Source organism: Erwinia rhapontici (assembly GCF_012271765.1).
Classification (GTDB): domain Bacteria; phylum Pseudomonadota; class Gammaproteobacteria; order Enterobacterales; family Enterobacteriaceae; genus Erwinia; species Erwinia rhapontici.
Genome location: NZ_VRKO01000016.1, coordinates 341053 through 362373, shown reverse-complemented (window position 1 = coordinate 362373; position 21321 = coordinate 341053). Strand labels below are relative to the sequence as shown.

Here is a 21321-nt window from a genome sequence, read left to right as displayed (position 1 = left end):
AACATGATTCTTAACTACTTATTCGATCCACTTTGCGGTTGGTGCTACGGCGCGTCACCTGTGCTTACTGAACTAAATGACATTCCGGGTATTAAACTTGAGTTCATGCCAACCGGCCTGTTTTCAGATGCCGGTGCACGTCCCATGAACAATGAATTTGCTGCTTTTGCGTGGGAAAACGACCAGCGAATTTCTAATATCACCGGGCAGCCTTTTTCCGAGATTTATCGCGAAAAAGTGCTTCATGACCAGCAGAAAAAATTTGACAGTGGTTCAGCCACGCTTGCGATTACTGCAGTATCGCTGTCAAACCCTTCACGGGAAATTGAAGCGCTGAAAGCAATACAACGCGCCCGTTATGTTGAGGGGCTTGACGTCACGTCATTGTCGGTTCTTGCGGGTGTGTTAAGTTCTCAGGGGTTGGAAAATGCAGCGAAGAAAGTGTTGGATCCTACAGCAGACTTGCTCGAAGCAAACCATACTCGTACTGAGCGTGCGAAACGATTAATGCGGGAATTTGGCGCACGCGGTGTTCCCACTTTTATTGCCGAATCCGGCTCAAAGCGCTGGATGCTAAACTCAAGCATATTGTTTTCAAACCCTCATGAATGGGTACGTCAGTTAGTGGATTCATAACGTCTGGTGAAAGCAATGCTCACCTAATTACCACTTTAACAGAAGGGGAAAATACGATGACACTACAAACCAACGTCCCTGATGCAGGGAAGAACATTCCCCTGAGTTGGACACATTTTCCTGCCGGCGAGCACGGTTTTTATCGCTCGCCAGTGCTGATCTCTGGCGATAAGGAAGCCGTACTTATTGACGGTGGTTTTACGCTCGCCGATGGCAGACTGCTGGCAGAGGCTATCCAGAAAACAGGTAAAAAGCTGACCACAATCTATATTAGCCAAAGCGACCCTGATTACTACTTTAGCCTCGGTCCCGTAAGAGCAGCCTTTCCGGAAGCTCGTGTCGTTGCCGCATCGTCGACAATCGACGCCATTAAGAAAAGTGTTGATAAGAAACTGGCAGTGTGGGGCCCACAACTCCAGGACAACGGCCCGCAAACGTTGTCAGACATCGTTATGCCCGAGGTCTTTGACGAGGATGCGTTATCTCTCGAAGGCCAGGCCCTCGAAATTATCGATGCTGATGGCCTCGCTAACCGTCGTTATCTCTGGGTACCTTCGCTTAACGCCATTTTTGGCGGTGTACTGGTGTTCTCTGGTACCCATGTGTGGACCGCCGACACTCAAGGTCCAGAGGCTCGCGCACTTTGGATAAAAAATCTGGACACCATGGCATCCAGACATCCCACGACGGTCATCGCAGGGCATATGTTATCTGAGGGTACTACCGATATTTCAGCAATAACCTATACCCGCGACTATCTTCTGGCTTTTGAGAACGAACTTAATCTGGCCGGCGACAGTAGCGAACTGATTGCAGCCATGACAAAACGTTATCCTGATGCTGGCATGAGTGTCGCTTTACAAATTGGTGCAAAAGTCGCCAAGGGCGAAATGAGTTGGGGATAGAATAGTGAAGAGTAATGTGGAAATTATACGCGCGACTTATGAAGGCACCTCTGAAGAAAATGGAAAGAACCTGCTTGCTGTCCTGTCCCCCAATGCGACATGGACTGAAGCGGCTGGGTTCCCCTATGCAGGGACTTACACCGGTGCAGAAGAGATAATCGCTAACGTATTTCAGCGACTGGCAACTGAGTGGACAGACTATCAGGCAAAGACGCATACGTTTCTTGCTGACGGTAACTATGTTGCTGCTTTTGGGATTTACTCCGGCGTTTATAAAATAACCGGCAAGGCGATGACGGCATCATTTGCGCACCTTTATCGCCTTGAGGATGGGAAGATTATGACCATGGAGCAGTACGTCGATAGCGCGTCGGTCATGTCGGCGTTAGCATAAAGTTAACACCGTCTGACAGGTCTCTACGCACTTGTAGTGGTTTACTGAATTTGGTCAGCATCAATTGTGGGTGACCTGCTCCCAGTAAACTAACATAGCACGATGTAAGCAACTTCCGCTTCTGGCACACAGCAGACAAACACGTGACGCTGAAGGTCTGCTGAGAGCGATCAGCAGACGTTTGCATTTTCGCTCATGCATCAATAAATGAAATATGGCTTACGGATTACATAAAAAGAGCCCGGTGTAATCGAACAATATAATCTGCAGTCGGATTGGATCGCTTATCGCCCATTCGCTCCTGAATAGCCTGAACAGCAATATCCCGACGCGCAGGCAGCCGTGTTTTTTCCGTTGCGGCGATCGCTGACTTCATTTCATCATATGTGAGGTCAGTACAGTAGCAGGGTGCACCCGGTTGTTGACGCCATGACTCCTCAATTGTACCTGCATCGAAAGCGTCGAACCCCGTATCACTGACAAGACGCATAACCATTTTCTTGTGCTCTTCGATATTCCCTGCCACCGGAATTGAAATACGTCCCACCGTGCCCCCTACTGTACCTTTTATCGCAAGGGAATCTGAACCTATTGCATTCCACGCCTTCACCAGCGGACGGTTCAGGAGATGCGCCACCCACGCGCTTTCGACCTGACCATCTGAGAACGCATCAATGTTACCGTCGCGATGTGGATAATAGTTAGAGGTATCAGCAACGATAACATGCTGGGGTAATTTCCGGATCAGAGGAGCGATATCCGCAAGCTTTGCCATAGGTATGGAAAGGATGACAACCTGTGCATCCTGCATGGCACTGACTGCATCAGCTGCTTCAGCGCCCGTTTCAAGCACGTCGGGGGCTATCGTTTCAGGTCCACGTGAATTAGCGACCTTAACGGAGTAACCGGCAGATGCGAGACTGCGAGCAAGCGTTTTACCGATGTGGCCGGTTCCCAGAACAGCAATCCGGTACTTTTCATTACTAATCATAATTTTCCCTTTTTGGCTCAGGCCGTTACTGCACGGTTACGTTTGACGATAGCATCATGAGTGAGTTGTTCGCCTGCAGACATAAACTCCCTGATCAACGCATCTCTGTTCAGTGGAGCGCGAGTTTTATCGGCTGCCTTAAGGGCTGCTTCAAGCTCTCCGGTTTTTAGCTCAGTACAGTAGGCTGGCGTGCCGGGCTGTTGCCGCCATGATTCGCTAAGCGTACCGGCATCTACTGCATCGAAACCGGTCTGACTGACCAGTTCAAGCGCAACAGATTTTGCTACCGGACTGTCGCCGGCAACCGGGATAGCGATACGGGATGGTGAACCGGCAGTCAGCCCTTTCTCTTTAAGTGTCTCGGCCAGAACAGCGTTCCAGGCTTTAACAAGAGGGCGTTTGACTATTTCACTGGCGTACACGCTTTCAGGTTTGCCTTCACGGATTTCTTCAATGTCCCCGTCGCGGAAGGGGTAGTAATTAGACGTATCAATGACGATCACGCTTTCCGGAACATCACGCAAGAGTTCAGCCAGCCCGGTATGCTTATCAAAGGGCAAAGAGAGGATGATAACGTCCACATCTCTTACGGCCTCCTGGCGCTCAACAGCCAGTGCTCCCACCCTTAGCGCCAAATCTGCAATGGTTTCCGGTCCTCTTGAGTTCGCCAGTTTGACCTCATGGCCATGCACAGAGAGCTTATGGGCCAGCGTCGCACCAATGTTTCCGGCGCCAATAATGCCTATTTTCATACCAATACCTTTTGTCTGAGTGGAGGATGATCAGTCATCAGCGGGATGGGCAAAGCTATTCAGGGTATCTCGTAATTCCTCGAGCTTTGCATCCGATAACTGACAGGCTGATTTGATTCTTTCGGTTACGCGCCACACCTCGCTTTGCAAAGCGAGCCCGTCATCCGTAAGGGTAATGAGCACGCGCCTTTCATCTGCGCGATCCCGCGTGCGTATTATGCGTCCGGCAGCCTCAAGCCGTTTGAGAACGGGCGTGATGGTGCCGGTATCCATGCCGAGCTTGTTCCCGATATCACTGACGTTGCGTGGGGTTCCGTTAAACAACTCCAGCATGACCAGATACTGTGGAAAGGTAAGTCCCAGCGGAGCCAGTAACGGCTTATGTAACCGGTTCATACGACTCGCCGCACCATAGAGAGCAAAAGAAAGTTGTGTCCCTATTTCCTGTCGTGACTGCATGCTCGTATCCCAATATATTATCTTGTTGATGATTATCTAGCGCACTAGATAAAAGCATATAGCAAAATTTTTGTCAGTGAAAGAGTGATGAATATGTAATTCGTGCGGTATGACAATGACAACAAATCAGGTATTGAAATCCCCAGGCTGACGAAATACTGTCGCTCTGGATGACTCAAACAGTTCCGCTTCTTGCACTTAGAGGTCAACTTGACGACCAAAGGTTTGCGGTGAGCGGAAGGTGGGAATCAGATGTGAGTCTGAATACTTCTTAAGCGAGTCTTATCAGGCAAAGGGCATAATCTAAATATTTGTTGAGCCAGAAAGAAAAAAGGCATGCCGAGTGGATGCCTGGCAGAGAACGGTTTTATAAATTGCTGCGGAGTCTTTGGTTTTTCACTGGCGTTGTCATTTCTATAATTTTAGTAGCGGGCGACCTTCTTACTGTAAGCGTGCTTTCGTTCCTTGGGCCGAACTTACATCTTTCTGAAGATGATGCCACGTAATCCCGCCAAGGAAATTGGAACCTCTGCCTGTCTGTTCCACAATTGGATGAATGATGGGTTTACGAAGATTCCTGGCGACCGCCACGCATTAACTTACTCTATGCGCTATGTGACTTATAGTCTACATGGACTGAGTATTAATAATGATTTTGTGGATCAGGAAACCAGCGAAATTGTCCGCTTTTGGCACTCAGCCGACAGTTAAACCTCTTTGCACGCAGCTTTACATAGGATAAACACCTTCGACGTTACCTCTGGCTACGCTTCATTTCCAGAGAGTAAAATAGTAATGTTCACCCATGCTGCGGAACACTCATACCAGATTTATGGAGCCCCCAACGGTGGTCATTCTGGTTGTCTTGACAGAAAGAAAATTCAGATTTACCTTACTTATTAGCCAGTTACTGGCAAAGGCGATCCCAGTCAGAAGAGCCAAATTTATGTTTCATGCATCTTCACGAATCTGTATACGATTGAGATTCAACGAGGAGAACGACACTAAAATCCGCAGTCTCAGGCCTTCTGAAAAACCTTTCAACGTTTGCAATCAACACCGCCTGTACCCGTTAGTTAATCCCGGCAGTTAACGTTTCTGGTATCTCAAATATCGCATCAGTGCTCGTAAAGCGATGATGCGATAAGTGAAAAGAAAATCTCGTTTACCGCACAGCACGTAATCCGTCAGAGTTAGCTGTTTTTAATCCCTGGAGTTGGGGTGTATGCACATGAAATGAGAGCATATTTTCAGCATCAATAAACTGCTTAACACCCTGTTTATTGGGTAATGCTGTCAATGCGCCCTTTTGCGTCGTCGCCAGCGCTCCGCAGGCGCTGGCCTGTGTGATAGCTTTCTCGAGTTGTATTAAATCATCCAGTGGATTTCCCTGTGCGATGCTTGCCAGCAACCCTGCCATGAAGCCATCCCCCGCTCCCGTTGTGTCCAGGCTTTCCACCTCGAATGCACTTACGCGAACGAACTTGCCCTGCCACAATACGTCTGCACCGTTTACCCCCCTGGTAACCACTTTCAGGCATGAAGGGTATTCCATTAATAAACTCAGCGCGTTCTCATGATGGTTTGTCCCAGCCAGCCAGTACAACTCCTCTTCTGAAAGCTTGAGAATATCCGCCTCGCGTGCAAAATGACGCACGGTATCAGACATGATCATGGGGTCCGGCCACATTTGTTCACGTAGATTAAGATCAAAACTTAACATCCCTCCGCGCTGTTTAATCTGATCCACTGCCCGCACCAGGGTTTCGCGACAATCCACAGCCACCAACGCCAGCGAACAAAAATGCAAAATGTCGTTGCCGAAATCCGGCAGATTAGTGGAAGACAAAAACTGATCTGCCGAGGGATTGACCAAAAAAGTAAAACTGCGATCGCTGTTTTCACCGAGGGAAACCACCACTGTGCTGGTACGATGTTCGGCATCAAATTGCATATGCTGTGTATCAACATTCTTCTCAGCAAGCGTGTCCTGAAGAAAATGACCGAAAGGGTCATCACCTACCCTGCCAATAAATCCACAATCACATCCCAACTGTGCAGCACCAACGGCTACATTGACCGGCGCGCCGCCCGCACACGCCGTATACTGCATCATCCCCTCAGGCATCAAATCGACTACCGCGTCACCCAATGTCCAGATTTTCATTTGACCTCCTTAGCGCAATGAATAGAGTTAGAAAAGATATTTAAAACGCACCCGTGCGCCATAGCGGTTATCGGTATTGCCGGTTTTAACCGCCGGTGATTCAAGCCATGAGGCATAGGCCCCGAGATAAATATTGAAGTTAGGCATATCCATGATGTCAGGCAGCTGCCATGAAGAATGGATGGTATGAATGTCATATTTTCCCGGTGCAAGGATCGCGCAGTCGCTGTCACAGTCACTGGCCAGGCCGGCCATATTGAACTTGTCGATATTGTTGTGCGCATAGATGTAACCAAGTTCCACGCGATGCCATAAGGCATTAATTCCTGCGCTAAAATCTTTTTCGTCAGCAGCATCGAGATATGCGGTGCTCAGGTTAACGACTGCGCCGTTTTCTGCATCAGTTTTGAGTGTGTTCCAGCTCATGGTCATGCCATATCCTGTCCGGCTTGACTGATCGACCCAAACACCCTGCGTATTTTGATATCCATAAGCATTGTTCACCAGGTTGCTTTCGACAGCGGCGGCGACCGACCACTCGCCGGATTGCCAGGCCACGACCGGGCGGGCATAAACCACATTTTTTCGGTTATCTAACGTGTTGCCGTGATAGTTATTGTCGACAAATAGCGAACTGCCATCTTCTATTAGCGTGTTGAGTTCGAAATACCAGTTGTCGAGGGTTTTACTGAGCAGGAAATTGCCACCGCTGCTGCTACGCCCGCGCCCCTCTTTCATCATGTAGATATAACCGTAGCCGTCACTGTAGAGATCGTTAGCGGTGTTACCGGAATACTCAATGAACGTATCCTGGTTTAGCGGGAACATATCCCAGGCCTCGAAGCGACCTATTTTAATTTTCCAGTCATTCTGCTGACCAAAGAAAAATGCCGCATCATCGAGATTCATTTTTCCGTTGATATCAGCCAGTGGCTGAACACTAAATCCAGCATATTTTCCATTAATTCCATTTCGCAGACCATCAAACCCAAGGAGAATGCGACCATTCATATCCCAGCGTTCTTTATCTCCGGGGGCCCAGTTTTTATTACTACTGGTTTTTACCGACGTCAGGCTACCGGTACGGCTGGCACCATCCATATTAAATTCAACATCACCATAAAATTTTATATCACTATTGCCAGTGAGCTGAAGAGCAGGAGTGGCGGGAACATTATTGACCACAGGGGATACTTGCTTCTCCTGCTTAAGGACGCGAATTTCTGCCTCCGCAGTCGCAGCGCGTTGTTCCGTGACTTTCAGTCGCTGCTCCATTTGTTCCAGCCGTTGTTCGAGTGAAAGCGCATCCTGTGCATTCGCTGCTGAGGAGAGTACAGACGTCAAAATACATCCGAGCCAGATTTTATTCATCGGAAAGACCTTCTTATTATTTATAGTAATGCATCATTTTGGTGTAAATACAGCCCAGAGATAAATACAGTAATAACCCGCCCATCCTCCAGGGCAGGTTATTTTCGACACTCACTATGGATTATCCCAGCTGCCAGGCTCCGGCATCTGATAATGTCGCCGTTCCATGCCAGGCAAATAAACTTAATTCGCGGCGATCGGCATCAGGATATATTCGGCTGCTGAGGCACGCCTCACCGTCATTAACGAATACCTCGACCGAAGAACTATCAATAAACATACGTAAAGCCAGAGGAGCGCCGGGCACCAACGGTACACTACGCGTGCCACATAATCCGTACTGCGGATAGCGGCGCTCAAGCACCAGACGCTGCATCTGTGTATCAACATAAACACGCAAGCCTTCACCCAGACTCAGTCCATACTGTTCCGCGTCACTGTTTGCGCAATCCCAGTGAAGCACAACTTCCATGGCTTCCCCTTTTTCCGCCATCATGATCTGCTGATTTTTCAAGGTACTGACAGGCCAGGGGAACCAGGCCTGACGCAGCGCGTCGACCTCTTTCGCGGGCCGCATTTGCAGGCGATTGTTGTCATCAAGACTCAGCTCACGCGGCAGAGACAGCATCCCGGCCCAGCCGTCCTGTTGCTCCGGCAGCGGCGACTCCCACATATCCAGCCAGCCAATGATGATGCGGCGGCCATCCGGCGTCAGGAAGCTCTGTGGGGCATAGAAGTCATGTCCGTTGTCCATTTCGGCAAATTCCCCTGCGCGGACAAACGGCTCTCCAGGCTGCCAGTCACCCACCAGATAGCCGCTCTGGAACAGGTTGCGGTTCTCAAAACCCTGCGCGGCGATCCCCTGCGGGGAAAACATCAGGACACGTTTGCGATTAAGGGTAAAGAAATCAGGGCACTCCCACATAAAGCCCATACCGGCTTCCGCCTCATCCAGAATCCCTTCTTCCTGCCACTGACGCAGATCGGCTGAGCGATACAACCGGACTTGCCCGGTATCGCCAACGCGCGCACCAACGACCATGTACCAGCTGTCCCCTTCGCGCCATACCTTAGGGTCGCGGAAATGATGCAAGTCCGGCGGGGTATCGATAATGATCCCCTCACGCTTAAAGTGAATACCATCGGTGCTGGTGGCCAGGCACTGCACCTGATAAAGGCTCTCTTCATTGCCGACATCGCCGTGAAATTTGTGTCCGGTGTAAATCAGCGACAGGGTATCGCCATCAACCACCGCCGAACCCGAAAAACACCCGTCTTTGTCTTCCGGCCCTTCCGGGGACAGCGCAACAGGTAAATGCTCCCAGTGAAGCAAATCTTTGCTCCGCGCATGTCCCCAGTGCATCGGCCCCCACTGAGTGGAATACGGATGGTGCTGGTAAAAAGCGTGATACCAACCATCAAACCACACCAGGCCATTAGGATCATTAATCCAGCCAGCCCTTGCGGCCAGGTGATAACGCGGGTACCAGCGCAGGTTTAGCCTCTCGCGTTTAGCCTCAAGTTCATGTTCAGCGTTAGCAATTGAGTACGTCATAGTCTTCACTCTTTTCATTCAAATAGTAGAAAGTTGCGGTATTTGCGGATCCCGGGTGGGTTTACCGGAGCGCAACAAGAAGATGGAAATAAAGGTGATACAGAACACCATCAGCCCCATAACCAGATAGGACTGGGCAAATCCATATTTTTCGTAGCTGTAGCCTGCGAGGGGTGACAGCACGGTGGCGATCACTGAACTCGTACAAGCAAAGCCCACCAGATAGAGCGTGGAGGAGAGCCGTTTATCGAAGTTAAGACTGTTGTACTTGAAGATTGAGATTAACAGTACCGGTAGCTCAACGGCATGTAACAGCTTAGTGATGGAGATAAGCAGTGGACCTTCCACTAACCCGGAAGCGATCATGCGCATCGCCATCACTATTCCGGCGAAAATCAGACCATTTTTGGCGCCGATACGATTGACCAGCCATGGAGCACAGAACATGCCAGCAGCCTCAAGGAACACCTGAAATGAATTCAGATATCCGTACATGGCATTTCCTTCATGTTGCGTCGGGAACTGTGAGGAAAAATAGACCGGGAACTGCTGATCGTAGACGCCGTAGATACAGGTCCCGACCACAAAGAACACCAGAGCCCAGAAGCGCGGCAGGGTCAGCAGACGAACCGCATCTTCCAGCGTGACTTTTCCGCCTGATACGGCCTCCTGCATCGCATGTGGTGCCGAAGAGACGCGCAACCGCATCAAAAGCATAAAGAAGATCAGACCGGAACAGCTGGCGACCACGAAGTTTAACTTCGGGTTTATATTAAACAGCAGCCCGGCGAAAAACGTTGCCACCGCCCAGCCCAGCGACCCCCACATTCTTGCTTTTCCGAATTCAAACTGGCTCTGGCGTGCGACACGCTCGGTGTAGGATTCCAGAACACCAATACCGCCATTGAATGTCAGACCGATATAGACACCACCAAAAAAACTGCCAAGAAAGACATTCACTTTCAGAAGATGACCAAAAAGCAGATAAGCCGGGCCGGAAAAGATCAACAATGCCGTGATAAACCAGAGCAGGTTCTTGCGCAAACCGAGCTTATCCTGAATAAAACCATAACAAATTTGCACAAACAGGGTGGAAAACGACATCACTGAAAAGATGATTCCGGTGTCCCCTGCTTTCAGACCGACTTCCTGATGCAACCAGATAGAGAGCAGTGAGCCAGTAGAGGACCAGGTCACAAAGAAAAAGAATAATAAAGCGCTGAGTATCAGATAACTTTGAGAATGATGGGTTTTCATCATGGCAATCTCATGCGGAGTTGGAGCACAAATGATAACGTTAACATAAAATCAAATGCATGCCGTTTTACGGCAATTCTAGATGTTAATCACAAAAGTTAACGTTAACATTGAGAATATGAGATCATGATCAACTTTTCTTATTCGCTGCAATCGATACCCGCAGTCCATAATCACGTATGATCCTTTTACATCAGTAAGTTAGTTATATAACCTGTGGCAGAGTGATAAGGCTGGAGCAAAACAATGGCATCCCTGAAAGATGTGGCAAAACTGGCAAACGTCTCGCTGATGACTGTATCCAGGGCATTAAACTCCCCGGAACGCCTGAAGCCGGAGACATTGTCTCGCGTACAGTCCGCTATCGATGCGATGAATTACGTGCCCGATTTATCGGCAAAAAAAATACGCGGTGCTCACGCAATTCCAAAAACCATCGGGGTGTTAGCACTGGATACCGTCACCACCCCCTTTTCAGTGGAAATCACACTCTCTATTGAAGAAACGGCACGCGCACATGGCTGGAACAGCTTTGTGGTGAACATGTTTTCCGATGACAGCCCGGAAAATATCGTCGATCTGCTTCTCTCACATCGGCCGGATGGCATTATCTATACAACAATGGGATTACGGCAGGTGCCGCTACCCGGGAAGTTGTTAAACCTCCCCTGCGTACTGGCCAACTGCGAAAGCCTGCATCAACAGGTTGCGAGTTATATTCCGGATGATGAACGTGGGCAGTATGCTGCGGTGCGTGCACTTTTTTCTGCAGGCTATCGTCGCCCGCTCTGCTTACATTTACCTGAAAATCAAGTCGCTACCATCAGACGTCGCAAAGGTCTGGAACAGGCATGCAGGGAAGCAGGTATAGCGCCTGATACACTCGACCACTATTACATGGGATATGGGGATGAACATTATCGCGATATTCCCAACAGGGTTTTAGCGCATATCCATCAAGGCATACCTCAATTTGATTCAATTGTGTGTGGAAATGATCGTATCGCCTTTATGGTCTATCAGACTCTGCTGTCACAGGGGTTAAGAATACCCCAAGATGTCGCGGTGCTTGGCTACGATAATATGGTCGGTATTGGCGATCTATTCTTACCATCACTGTCAACGGTGCAATTACCCCATTACGAGATCGGTCGTCTTAGTGCGCTTCATATTATTAACGGTGAGTCTCATCAGAAAACGGTGGCCGTTGAAAGCCCGTTGCTACTTCGTGAATCGGTGTAAAAAACAACGTAAATCTGCCTTGCTCGTCCAACGCAATCGGCTTAGCTCACCGATACTTCCTCACATGCCACCCATTCGTAAAGTGAAGGAACATAAATAACATCGGTATCAGTGTCAGGAAGATTGAAGCGTCTGTGCTGCGTCAATCAGAAGAATATTCGTCACACGATTGAGAGCTACCATCCGACATATTACTGCAGGGTGCAAATGATGAAGCACAGTCCAACACTGTATTTAATATAACTTCAGACGTATTCATGAGGTCTCATGATCGAAACCCGGCTTCTTGTCCAGTTCATTGCCGTTGCAGAAGAATTGCACTTTAACCGCGCCGCGCAGCGACTCCATATGGCGCAGCCCCCCCTGAGCCAGGCGATCCGCAGGCTGGAGCAGGAAATGGGCGTTTCGCTGTTTGAACGCACCAATCGCAGCGTGTCGCTGACGCCTGCTGGAGAAGACTTTCTCGAATCTGCCAGAGAGGTATTGCGTATTCTTGACGAAGGCGTTGATAAAAGCCGCCGTGTGTCACAGGGGATTGAAGGCCATCTCACCCTCACCTTTATCAACATTACACATTATGGCCCCCTGCTACGCGCCCTCAGGAACTTTCGTACTGCCTTCCCTGCCGTCTCTTTCACGATGAATGAGGCCACGACGCAAGAACAGGTTGATGCCCTTGAGCAAGGACGCGCCGACCTGGGATTTATGCGGCCGCCAGGCAGAACCTCACCTGGCCTGCGTTTCAACGCCATATTGCGCGAACCTGTCATGATCGCTTTGCCTGCTGAACACCGCCTTGCAGGCTGCGAGAGCATCCCACTGACAGCACTTCAATGTGACCACTTCGTTTCAGCCCCCCGCCACCTGGGCCAGGGTTTTCATGACCAGCTTGTGCAGCTTTGCGAAGCGGCTGGATTCACACCTCACATTGCACAGCAGGCCCGGCAATTGCAGACACTCGTTGCACTGGTTGCCAGCGGCTTCGGCGTCGCGCTGTTACCCGCCTCACTGGCGCAGGAGCCAAGGAAGGACGTGATATTCCGGCCACTTGAGGTCGATGCGCCGGCCGAACTCCAGCACGTTGAACTGTTAATGGGATGGAATGAGCACTCACCTTCTCTCATCCGGGACAAACTCATCGAAGAAATACGCAATGCAATGCCGCCAGGCTTTGATTAAGACTATTTAGGTCTTATTAGACTACAAATAATATATTTTACTGGCTACGCGTGGCGTCCCATCATCGTGACACTCAAATTCACGGAGATTCAACATGGGACAGAAGAACCCGCTTACCGATGCGCTGTTAAAGGATGCGGTAGCCATCATCACCGGCGCAGGACAGGGCCTGGGACGTGCCTACGCGCAGTCACTGTTAGACCATGGTGCGCGCGTTGTTATCAGCGACCTCGGCACCAACCGGGCCGGTGAAGGCGCCAGTATGGATGTGATTGCGGAAGCTGGCCGTACCCTGCGCGCTGACAACGGGCAATTGATCGCACACAACGGACGCCTGGATAATGAGGATGGCTGCAGGGAGCTCGTGGAGCTGGCTATCACCCACTTCGGTAAGCTGGACATCCTGATTCACAACGCAGGCTGGGTGGACTATCAACGTATCGAAGACCAGAGTGATGATTTCCTTGAACGTGCCATCGGCATCAACGTTCGTGCGCCGATTTGGCTGAGCAAATATGCCTGGCCATACCTTAAGCACTCTTCATCACCACGGATCGTGCTCAACACCTCTGACCGCGCCCTGTTCCAGCAATATGCGCAGCCTGGCCTCGTGGCTTACGCTGCCGGTAAGATGGCTCAGGTGGGCATCATGAATGCACTGAGTCTGGAAGGCGAGCAGCATGGGATTCTTGTCAATGCTATCTCCCCTGTTGCCAAAACACGCATGTGGGGATGTATGCCGTCACCCGAGAACCTCAAACCGGAGTGGGTCGCACCGGGCGTCGTGTATCTGGCCAGTCCGCTGTGCCATGACACAGGCTACATCCTTCGCGCAAGCAACGGTCATTTCACCGCAACCCGCTTTTGTGAGAACCCCGGCGTTGTTTATCCCACTGATCTGGCGCGTGTCGAATGTGAGAATGTGGCTGACGTCGCCCGCCAGTGGCAGCAGATCAAAGAGTGTGAATATGCGTAAGGATTATGATCTGCGCAACATTGCTCATGTCGGCGCCACGTTGGGCGAAAGTCCGGTCTGGGATGCTCAGAAGGGGCTTTTGTACTTCGTGGATATCGTTGAAGGGCGGATCAACGTGCTGCGGCCAGAGGGAAAGGTCGACCGTGTTTATGAGTCCGCCGCACGCATTGGCGCCCTGGCGCTCACTGACAGAGGGAATCTGATTTTCACTGAAGATGCCCGCGTTGCCATGCTCAATCTGGAGACCGGTGCAGTGCGCCACGGCTCTCCCATTATCCATGAAGGCGCGAGCTATCGTTTCAACGATGGTGCCTGCGATCCACAGGGACGTTTTGTTACCGGATTGATGAACGAGCGCCCGGATGGCAATAGCGGTGCGCTGTACCGATTCGACAGTGCGCTGAATGCCCGGTTAATCCAGCAGGGAATTGCACTGCCCAACGGGGTGGCCTGGTCGGAAGATGGCCGTACTCTGTTTTTCGTTGATTCGGTAGCATGTGCAATTTTTCAGGCAACCTGTTCGGCAGAGGGCTTGCCAGGCGATATCAGGTTATTTGTTGAGACACCCGCCGAACTCGGCCGTCCTGACGGTATCGCTCTGGATAAGGAGGGAGGGCTGTGGGTATGTCAGTTCAACGGGGGATGCCTGCTGCGCTACGACAGCAACGGGTGTCTGAGCGATCGTGTCATCATGCCCGTTCCGCGCCCTACCAGTTGCTGCTTTGGTGGCGAAGGTCTTGCGACATTATTCATTACCACCGCACGCTTTGCTATGACGCCTTCGGAGTTACTTACGTCCCCAGACGCCGGGGATGTGTATACGATTCATCCCAGAATATCGGGCAGCCGAAGGCATGTGTTCAAAGAAAGGCCACTATTCATGCCGTAGCGATCCTTGCTGATGGCGAATACCAAAGTGTTGCGCTAAGGCTTCCCATCCCGACGCGGTGACGTTCAACGCTCTTGATTGATTCGAGCGGCTCAGCCATTCCCACGCAGTAAATGCCTCCAGCATAGCGGAGCCAAGAGGGCCTGCGAGGTGATATTGCCGCTCGGTCCAGTCAAGGCACAAACGGTTATTACCTGCGCGTTCCGCACTGATTTCCACGCCTTGCTGTTCAAACCAGCGATGCCCCTGAACAGTGAGCACCGCGTGTTGGCCTTCTTGCATGGTAATCAGCCCCTGGATGAGCATCCTTTGCGTAATCAGCACGCCGATTTGCCCGGCTAAATGATCGTAACAACAACGCGCAAAACGCAGCGCTTTCGCTGCACTATTGGGCGTAGTTTGCCACTGCGAAGTGACAGGCCCGACCGAGGCCAGACTTTCTAAGAGCTGGGAAATATGTGGCCCGGCCAGGCGGTAATAACGATAGCGCCCAACAGACTCGACGGTGACAAGCCCGCCATCACGCAGTTTTGCGAGATGAAAACTGGCGGTTTGTGCTGTGATGTTGGCGGCTTCTGCCAGAGCGCTGGCAGAAAGTGCTTCGCCTCCAGAGAGGTTAATGAGCATTATCGAACGCACCGGCTCGGCGATGAGATGGGCCACGACAGAGATGTGAAATTGGTTCATTGTTGCGCCCGTAAAAGTGAAGTCAGTGTTCCTCAGAGGGAATAACACTTCGATACAGCTCGAATCATTATTTAGCGCGTGCGGGGTATAGTCAATAAATCTCATTTATGGACAATGACCTCGACTCATGAACAACACCCCTTCGGCTCAAAAATGGTTGTTAGCGGCGACCAGTATCAGCTATATCATCGTGATTCTTGATACCTCGATTGTGAACGTTGCACTTGCACCGCTGGCCGCCACTCTGCATTCGACCATTACCGGCCTGCAATGGGTCGTCAGTGCCTATACCGTCACTTTCGCCAGTCTGCTGCTCAGCGGTGGTGCTTTAGGCGACAAACTGGGGGCAAAAAACGTTTATCTCACCGGTCTGCTGCTCTTTGCACTGGCTTCAGCGGGATGTGGTTTTTCATCCACATTGCCCACCCTGATCTTCTCGAGGATATTGCAGGGGGTCGGTGCGGCCTTGCTGGTCCCCTCCTCTCTGGCGTTGATCAACAGTGCGTTCCCTCAGTCTCGGGATCGTGCCAGAGCCATCGGTATCTGGGCCGGATGCGGTGGAATTGCCATGGCGGCCGGTCCGTTATTGGGCGGTTTGCTGATCCATTTATCAGGCTGGCGAAGTATCTTCCTGGTCAATGTCCCCATTGCCGTACTCGGGGCTGTACTGGCAACGCGCATTCCTGCGATAAAAATTACTGCTCGCGAAAGGCAGATGGATTTTGCAGGGCAGTTACTGGCGATTATCGCACTGGGATCGTCTATTGCCGTGCTGATTGAAGGTGTCCATCGTGGATGGCGTGACCCGTGGATTTGCGGAGGAATACTGGTGGCGGTCATTGCCTGGGGGGTTTTCATCTTTACCGAGCGCACAATCAACCAGCCGATGCTGCCGATGACACTCTTTCGCCTTGCTGATTTTTCTGCCTCGGTTAGCGTCTCGCTGATTTCTGGATTAGTGTTTTACGGGGTGTTCTTCCTGCTCAGCCTGTACTTCGGGGCCGTGCGCGGCTGGTCATCGCTGGACGTGGGTCTCGCCTTCCTTCCCTTGACCTTGCTGGTCACGTTGGGCAGCTTTAGCGCCGGAAAACTTAACCGCCTGCTTGGCCCATTTTGGCTGATGACAGGATGCTGCGGGCTCTACGCCGCCGGATTCGCAGGGTTAATGATAGTAAGAGAAAATACACCCTATTGGCAGATCGCACTTTGCTTTCCTGCACTCGGCCTTGCCGCTGGCATCATTACACCGGTCGCCACGGCAATTGTCATGGGCTCGACAGGCAAAGAGCACGCTGGAATTGCCGCCGGCGTGCTCAACGCAAGCCGACAAACGGGTTCCGCGCTGGGAGTCGCAATCTTTGGGGGATTGCTTAACGCGGTCAAACCGCTCGCAGAGGATATTGACATCGCCCTCTGCGTCGGCATCGCCTTCTCACTGCTCGCCAGCCTGTTATGCTCCACCCTGCTGAGCAGGAATTCAGCCTGTAAGAAAAACACGCCGTGAAAACGGGCTCAGGGAACGGACTGCCCCGGCGATGTGATCTGAATCCCTGTGGCGCACCCAGGCACGCGGTAGATCTCAGAAATCACCTGCATCGTGGCGTCTTCGATTGTTCCTTCATTACGGCATAAAACCCAGCCGTTATCGGCAATTTCTCGCTCGAACGCCTGGCTACAGGCAACATGTTCTTCCAGCTTATGAATCACCGTACTGCTTAGCCCACGCGATCGGGCCGCGGCCCTTGCCCATGAAATATCAGGCGCTGTCACCACCCCGACATGCAGGTCTGGCGTTCGCACGTTTCGTTCAAGGTTAAGCTGTAAAATCTCTGCGAAGGGAACCATGCGGCGAAACGCGGCATCCGATGGATACCAGCGATCCATCAAGATAATGCTGTCCTGTGGCTGTTTAGCCAGCACGTGCCGGGATATCCAGGCACGGCTGGCGGCCAGGCGCTCACACACCTCCCATTCCAACGCCAGGGTGGGTTGTCTGGCGAGCCTGTTAACGAGAACCATGGTTTCGCGCCTGTAGGGATCGCTTTTTTTCTCGCAAAGTCGGATCACCTTCTTGTTGTCAGCCCTGAGGACTTTGGTGATGGCCTCCAACAGTGTGGTTTTACCGGCGCCCTTGGGCCCATCCAGCGTGACAAACAGCGGACGACTCATTGTTCAAATGACGCTTGATAGACGGTTTTTGTAAAGCTCAAATCAGGCAAAAGCATCTTACGTCCTTCGTATGTTTTGATCTGCGCGCTACTCATGTGGACGCGTTGCCCGTTTTCCATACTCCGACAACATTGCCGTTGCTTCATCCATCCGTTGACGATCAAGTTTATAGAATACCCAGTTCTTGATACGTTTCGAGGTCACAATTCCGGCTTTAGCCAGATTTTGTAGATGGCCTGTCACTGTGGGCTGACTCAGACCAATTTTTTCGGTGATAAACCCGACACACACCGTCCTCAACCAGGTCGCCGTCCTGCTGCTCCGGAAAATGTGACCTTGGATCGGACAGCCATTCAACAATCACGAGCCGGTGCTCATTACCCAGGGCGCGAAAAATATCGGCCATTAACGTCTTTGAGTTGTTCATATAGCCAATTACCTATATAGTCATTTTCTTATATAACTTCAGGAGAATACTATGACAAACCCCGCACAAAGGCCAATGGGCAGTGTCACGCTGAAAGATATTTATGCCGCTTCCCGGCGAATTAAGGCAACAGTATGCAGGACACCGCTGGAGCCTTCGCAGGAACTGTCTGCCCTTGTCGGGGCGGAGGTCAGACTCAAAATGGAAAATCTCCAGCATACCGGTAGCTTTAAGCTGAGAGGCGCCGCAAACGTTCTTGCCAGTCTTGATGCAGAACAGCGAAGCACCGGCGTCATCGCCCCGACGGCGGGGAACCATGGCTTAGGACTTGCCTGTGCGGGGCATGTAACAGGCATACCCGTATCCATATACTTACCGCATTCAGCAGACCCGATGAAGGTCTCGGCGATGAAAAATTATGGTGCTCAGGTGACCTTTTTTGACAGTATTGAAGACGCAAGGCAAGCCGCTATTGCCGCAGCGCAACAGTCCGGCGCGACGTTCGTCTCCGCCTACAATAATGAGCAGATGATTGCCGGGGGCGGCACCGTCGGTCTGGAAATTATGGAAGACTGGGCAGATGCTGACGTTATTCTCGTGAACATTGGCGGCGGCGGGCTGGCCTCAGGTATTGCGACGGCCATCAAAGCCATTAACCCTGCTGCCGAAGTGTGGGCAATACAAAGCGAAGCGAGCCCGACATTTGCGCGCTGGAAAGACGCTGGCGAGACGATTCCTGTGGAAATAACGTCATCAATCGCCGAAGGCATCAGTGGCTACATAGAGCCCGAAACGATGACCTGGCCACTGATACGCGACCGTGTCGATCGTGTTCTTCTCGTCTCAGAAGCCGAAATTAAAGCAGCGATGGCGTTAATGCTTAATCTGCATCGCCATGTTGTGGAGCCTTCAGGAGTGCCCGCAGTTGCGGCAGTCCTTCGTTATGCAAAAGAACTGAGCGGGCGTAACGCTGTCTGCGTGGTCAGCGGTAGAAACATATCTGGCTCCCGCTATCTCGGATTAGTGAATGAGGCCACACGCTGAAGAAACGACATCCTCAGCCGTAGTCGATTGAACGATGAGCGGTTCAGAGTGATTTTAAAATCCACGCCAGTACATCTCCCGGCCTTTCAAGCACGGCCAAGTGTGTTCTGGCATTCTCCAGTCGTTTCACTTCAAAAAAATCATGCTCTTCAGCGAAACGCTGTTGAAAGGCAAGGTAGTCGTCGTCCCGGTCAAGGGAATAGAGGTGTGTACACTTCGGTGGATTTTTGAGCGTTTCCAGGCGTTGGAGCGGCGAGCCGTATTGATGATAGGCATCGGCGATCACCTGGCCTGCCAGGCGCCAGAGCTGATAGCTGGACTCCGCCATCTCGGTGTTGAGATGATGGATCATGGTGGGTGAGTCGCTCCCTGCTAACCAAAATTCAAACAGCTGATCCCGTGCATATTCCCAGCGATTTTCTTGCTGCATCTCTGTGATGGCACTGAAAAACTCCGTCGACGGCTGATTCATGATCCAGTCCAGGAATATCATAGCAGGCACGCGTTCAGTTAAACTTTCCGCTAAGTCCACGGCGATCCAACTGGCGTGGGCGACGGAAACCGGGACAACGCGCTTCAACCCGAGATGTTCAATGAGTGCCAGGGCGTCAGAGAATAACGCTGCCCCGTCAAAATCCTGACCATCAGTGGAAGATTTCCCATGGCCCCGCCAGTCTGGAGTGACAACCCGAAAAGAAGCGGCGGCCAGCGCAGAGAATTCATTGAAGACAGTCTTCGGCTGGCACCAACCCGGCATCAGAAACAGAGTCGTATCGCCGCTGCCAACATCCTGATAATCGATATTGCCATGTTTTGTATGTAAAATAGGCATGCATAACATCCTGTCGTAAAGTGAAGGAACACCACTCACAGCGGTATCAGTGTCAGGAACATGGGTGCCCCTGCACTGCGTAAACCAGAAGAATACTCGTCACATCATTGAGAGCGTTACCATCCGACATATCACCGCAGGGTGCAAATGGCGAAGCACAGTCCAACACTGCATTTAACATAATTTCGGACATATTCATGAGGTCTTATGATCGAAACCTGGCTTCTTTTCCCGTTGATTGCCGTCGCAGAAGAATGGCACTCCAACCGCGCCGCGCAACGACTTCCTATGGCGCAGCCCCTGAGTCAGGCTGGAGCAGGAAATGGGTGTAGTCAGTCATACCGATCGGGTCGGCTTTTCGCCGATCGGGGTCGTGGCTGAGTTTTTAATGGAAATTATGACTGAAGCGCAGCTGGCATGACTTTGCGTACATGAAAACGACGGGTCAACATCAGTCGACGTCAAATGGTTGAGTTTGAGGTTGCCCTGATTAACATTGGCAACCTCGAGCATTTTTTAGAAACCCGGCTTGCGGGCTTGTTTACTGTCCATTAGCTTAATGCGAGCATTAGTCCATGAGGGATCGTTCATCTGCAGGGACGTGCCTGATAATTTCAACACCGGCTGCTCGAGGTCTGGGCCGCAGGCCATCGTAGCCATCTTCCCGGGGCTGTTGCACCATACCATCGGTGTGTAAGGAGCATTTGACTGGGCGCCGTATTTTTCTACAGCAGCCCTTGCCATGGCGTTTTTATTCTCTGTTGAATATGGCATCTCGTAAGAAACCTGAGACACAACCAGCGCACGTTTGGCATCGGCAGGCACACGGCCTTCAAAGTGTACGAGAAGTTTCACGCCATCTTTCTCGTAAGCAACATACTGTGGCTGCTTATTGCCCGTGACCGCATTTATGCCCGGGTGTTTATCAACGTTTAACGATGATGCTGGCACGTGGAAGTGCTCAGTGATGGCCTTTACGGATTCATCATAATCCATACCGGTCTTCACCCCGGCAATATCAAAGGTGGTGACATCAACAGCCCGCAGATTAGCCGCCAGGGCCAGCGGGGCCGCCACCATGGAAACTAAAAAAATAGGCGCATAGTGCTTAAACATATCAAATCCCTGCTCTCAAAAGAGGTGAGCCATCGCGCTTTCTCACCGGTCATTCAAATCTTGAAGGGCCTTACGATATCAATATCGTCATGAATAACAAGAGCTTCTCTACCAGTTATTGACAATTTCTTTCTCAGTAAACTTTCTTTCAAACACTAGTTAATCACGGTAAGTATTATTCGTTTCCAAATATTAGCAAACCAAAGGATATGGCTGTAATGAACAAAGAGCCAACCTGACATTGCGGTACATGAATCAATGAACGCAAATCAC

At 51.2% G+C, this 21321-nt stretch carries 20 protein-coding genes and 1 pseudogene; 9 read left to right on the top strand and 12 right to left on the bottom strand.

Features of this window, described 5'->3' with window-relative positions:
- The first annotated feature begins 3 nt into the window (after positions 1–3).
- Genes FVB43_RS18525 through FVB43_RS18515 form a run of 3 tightly spaced genes read left to right on the top strand, consistent with a single transcriptional unit; the run spans position 4 to position 1935 of the window.
- Positions 4–636, top strand: coding sequence for a DsbA family protein (locus FVB43_RS18525; protein WP_197931312.1), 633 nt, complete (start codon positions 4–6; stop codon positions 634–636).
- 56 nt (positions 637–692) lie between these two features.
- Positions 693–1541, top strand: a complete 849-nt coding sequence (locus tag FVB43_RS18520) for an MBL fold metallo-hydrolase (RefSeq protein WP_167864484.1) — start codon at positions 693–695, stop codon at positions 1539–1541.
- A gap of 4 nt (positions 1542–1545) precedes the next feature.
- Positions 1546–1935: a nuclear transport factor 2 family protein gene (locus FVB43_RS18515; RefSeq protein ID WP_133625271.1), complete on the top strand. Its 390-nt coding sequence runs from the start codon at positions 1546–1548 to the stop codon at positions 1933–1935.
- Positions 1936–2161: 226 nt separating this feature from the next.
- Here FVB43_RS18515 and FVB43_RS18510 read toward each other — a convergent pair whose 3' ends face one another.
- The 7 genes from FVB43_RS18510 to FVB43_RS18480 form a co-directional block, all read right to left on the bottom strand.
- On the bottom strand, positions 2162–2926 hold the full coding sequence (locus FVB43_RS18510) for an NADPH-dependent F420 reductase (protein WP_159336960.1): 765 nt from the start codon (positions 2924–2926) through the stop codon (positions 2162–2164).
- A 17-nt stretch (positions 2927–2943) separates the two neighbouring features.
- Positions 2944–3678 carry an NADPH-dependent F420 reductase gene (locus FVB43_RS18505; RefSeq protein WP_159336961.1) on the bottom strand — a complete coding sequence of 245 codons (735 nt, stop codon included), beginning with the start codon at positions 3676–3678 and terminating at the stop codon, positions 2944–2946.
- A gap of 30 nt (positions 3679–3708) precedes the next feature.
- Positions 3709–4137: a MarR family winged helix-turn-helix transcriptional regulator gene (locus tag FVB43_RS18500; protein ID WP_238337042.1), complete on the bottom strand. Its 429-nt coding sequence runs from the start codon at positions 4135–4137 to the stop codon at positions 3709–3711.
- A gap of 1165 nt (positions 4138–5302) precedes the next feature.
- Positions 5303–6304 (bottom strand): aminoimidazole riboside kinase, encoded by a 1002-nt coding sequence (locus FVB43_RS18495; protein ID WP_167864483.1) that lies wholly within the window; start codon positions 6302–6304, stop codon positions 5303–5305.
- A 27-nt stretch (positions 6305–6331) separates the two neighbouring features.
- Positions 6332–7675 (bottom strand): carbohydrate porin, encoded by a 1344-nt coding sequence (locus FVB43_RS18490; RefSeq protein WP_159336964.1) that lies wholly within the window; start codon positions 7673–7675, stop codon positions 6332–6334.
- A 121-nt stretch (positions 7676–7796) separates the two neighbouring features.
- Positions 7797–9230, bottom strand: coding sequence for a glycoside hydrolase family 32 protein (locus FVB43_RS18485; RefSeq protein WP_167864482.1), 1434 nt, complete (start codon positions 9228–9230; stop codon positions 7797–7799).
- 18 nt (positions 9231–9248) lie between these two features.
- Positions 9249–10490 carry an MFS transporter gene (locus FVB43_RS18480; RefSeq protein ID WP_133843203.1) on the bottom strand — a complete coding sequence of 414 codons (1242 nt, stop codon included), beginning with the start codon at positions 10488–10490 and terminating at the stop codon, positions 9249–9251.
- Between the two features lie 243 nt (positions 10491–10733).
- On the opposite strand from FVB43_RS18480, the gene FVB43_RS18475 reads away from it, so the two are divergent.
- From FVB43_RS18475 to FVB43_RS18460, 4 genes are all read left to right on the top strand, one after another.
- Positions 10734–11729 (top strand): LacI family DNA-binding transcriptional regulator, encoded by a 996-nt coding sequence (locus FVB43_RS18475; protein ID WP_133843201.1) that lies wholly within the window; start codon positions 10734–10736, stop codon positions 11727–11729.
- Positions 11730–11996: 267 nt separating this feature from the next.
- On the top strand, positions 11997–12908 hold the full coding sequence (locus FVB43_RS18470) for a LysR substrate-binding domain-containing protein (protein WP_167864481.1): 912 nt from the start codon (positions 11997–11999) through the stop codon (positions 12906–12908).
- A gap of 94 nt (positions 12909–13002) precedes the next feature.
- A complete protein-coding gene (locus FVB43_RS18465; protein ID WP_167864480.1) occupies positions 13003–13884 on the top strand; it encodes an SDR family NAD(P)-dependent oxidoreductase in 882 nt (293 codons plus the stop codon).
- Complete coding sequence (locus tag FVB43_RS18460; RefSeq protein ID WP_167864479.1) at positions 13877–14773, top strand: SMP-30/gluconolactonase/LRE family protein; 897 nt, start codon at positions 13877–13879, stop codon at positions 14771–14773. The genes FVB43_RS18465 and FVB43_RS18460 overlap by 8 nt, the downstream gene beginning before the upstream one ends.
- On the opposite strand, the gene FVB43_RS18455 is transcribed toward FVB43_RS18460, so the two are convergent.
- Complete coding sequence (locus FVB43_RS18455) at positions 14759–15460, bottom strand: ArsR/SmtB family transcription factor (protein ID WP_167864478.1); 702 nt, start codon at positions 15458–15460, stop codon at positions 14759–14761. The two genes, FVB43_RS18460 and FVB43_RS18455, sit on opposite strands and share 15 nt — an antisense overlap.
- Before the next feature lie 127 nt (positions 15461–15587).
- Between FVB43_RS18455 and FVB43_RS18450 the strand changes: the two genes are divergently transcribed.
- On the top strand, positions 15588–16964 hold the full coding sequence (locus FVB43_RS18450) for an MFS transporter (RefSeq protein WP_167864477.1): 1377 nt from the start codon (positions 15588–15590) through the stop codon (positions 16962–16964).
- An 8-nt stretch (positions 16965–16972) separates the two neighbouring features.
- On the opposite strand, the gene FVB43_RS18445 is transcribed toward FVB43_RS18450, so the two are convergent.
- Together FVB43_RS18445 and FVB43_RS18440 are read right to left on the bottom strand one after the other, a co-directional pair.
- A complete protein-coding gene (locus FVB43_RS18445) occupies positions 16973–17629 on the bottom strand; it encodes a dTMP kinase (protein ID WP_167864476.1) in 657 nt (218 codons plus the stop codon).
- A gap of 87 nt (positions 17630–17716) precedes the next feature.
- A pseudogene (locus FVB43_RS18440) lies at positions 17717–18056 on the bottom strand (ArsR/SmtB family transcription factor).
- Between the two features lie 51 nt (positions 18057–18107).
- Between FVB43_RS18440 and FVB43_RS18435 the strand changes: the two are divergent.
- Entirely contained in the window at positions 18108–19100 is a 993-nt protein-coding gene (locus tag FVB43_RS18435) for a threonine ammonia-lyase (protein ID WP_197931304.1), read from the top strand.
- A 43-nt stretch (positions 19101–19143) separates the two neighbouring features.
- On the opposite strand, the gene FVB43_RS18430 is transcribed toward FVB43_RS18435, so the two are convergent.
- Both FVB43_RS18430 and FVB43_RS18425 read right to left on the bottom strand, forming a co-directional pair.
- Positions 19144–19932, bottom strand: coding sequence for an alpha/beta hydrolase (locus FVB43_RS18430; RefSeq protein ID WP_167864475.1), 789 nt, complete (start codon positions 19930–19932; stop codon positions 19144–19146).
- 516 nt (positions 19933–20448) lie between these two features.
- A complete protein-coding gene (locus tag FVB43_RS18425; protein ID WP_167864474.1) occupies positions 20449–21048 on the bottom strand; it encodes a hypothetical protein in 600 nt (199 codons plus the stop codon).
- Positions 21049–21321 lie beyond the last annotated feature (273 nt).

Excerpts from the sequence above, each read along its gene's own strand:
- FVB43_RS18525 (WP_197931312.1), top strand. The coding sequence starts at position 4 with ATGATTCTTAACTACTTATTCGATCCACTTTGCGGTTGGTGCTACGGC.
- FVB43_RS18520 (WP_167864484.1), top strand. The coding sequence starts at position 693 with ATGACACTACAAACCAACGTCCCTGATGCAGGGAAGAACATTCCCCTG.
- FVB43_RS18510 (WP_159336960.1), bottom strand. The coding sequence starts at position 2,926 with ATGATTAGTAATGAAAAGTACCGGATTGCTGTTCTGGGAACCGGCCAC.
- FVB43_RS18505 (WP_159336961.1), bottom strand. The coding sequence starts at position 3,678 with ATGAAAATAGGCATTATTGGCGCCGGAAACATTGGTGCGACGCTGGCC.
- FVB43_RS18500 (WP_238337042.1), bottom strand. The coding sequence starts at position 4,137 with ATGCAGTCACGACAGGAAATAGGGACACAACTTTCTTTTGCTCTCTAT.
- FVB43_RS18495 (WP_167864483.1), bottom strand. The coding sequence starts at position 6,304 with ATGAAAATCTGGACATTGGGTGACGCGGTAGTCGATTTGATGCCTGAG.
- FVB43_RS18490 (WP_159336964.1), bottom strand. The coding sequence starts at position 7,675 with ATGAATAAAATCTGGCTCGGATGTATTTTGACGTCTGTACTCTCCTCA.
- FVB43_RS18485 (WP_167864482.1), bottom strand. The coding sequence starts at position 9,230 with ATGACGTACTCAATTGCTAACGCTGAACATGAACTTGAGGCTAAACGC.
- FVB43_RS18480 (WP_133843203.1), bottom strand. The coding sequence starts at position 10,490 with ATGATGAAAACCCATCATTCTCAAAGTTATCTGATACTCAGCGCTTTA.
- FVB43_RS18475 (WP_133843201.1), top strand. The coding sequence starts at position 10,734 with ATGGCATCCCTGAAAGATGTGGCAAAACTGGCAAACGTCTCGCTGATG.
- FVB43_RS18470 (WP_167864481.1), top strand. The coding sequence starts at position 11,997 with ATGATCGAAACCCGGCTTCTTGTCCAGTTCATTGCCGTTGCAGAAGAA.
- FVB43_RS18465 (WP_167864480.1), top strand. The coding sequence starts at position 13,003 with ATGGGACAGAAGAACCCGCTTACCGATGCGCTGTTAAAGGATGCGGTA.
- FVB43_RS18460 (WP_167864479.1), top strand. The coding sequence starts at position 13,877 with ATGCGTAAGGATTATGATCTGCGCAACATTGCTCATGTCGGCGCCACG.
- FVB43_RS18455 (WP_167864478.1), bottom strand. The coding sequence starts at position 15,460 with ATGAACCAATTTCACATCTCTGTCGTGGCCCATCTCATCGCCGAGCCG.
- FVB43_RS18450 (WP_167864477.1), top strand. The coding sequence starts at position 15,588 with ATGAACAACACCCCTTCGGCTCAAAAATGGTTGTTAGCGGCGACCAGT.
- FVB43_RS18445 (WP_167864476.1), bottom strand. The coding sequence starts at position 17,629 with ATGAGTCGTCCGCTGTTTGTCACGCTGGATGGGCCCAAGGGCGCCGGT.
- FVB43_RS18435 (WP_197931304.1), top strand. The coding sequence starts at position 18,108 with ATGACAAACCCCGCACAAAGGCCAATGGGCAGTGTCACGCTGAAAGAT.
- FVB43_RS18430 (WP_167864475.1), bottom strand. The coding sequence starts at position 19,932 with ATGCCTATTTTACATACAAAACATGGCAATATCGATTATCAGGATGTT.
- FVB43_RS18425 (WP_167864474.1), bottom strand. The coding sequence starts at position 21,048 with ATGTTTAAGCACTATGCGCCTATTTTTTTAGTTTCCATGGTGGCGGCC.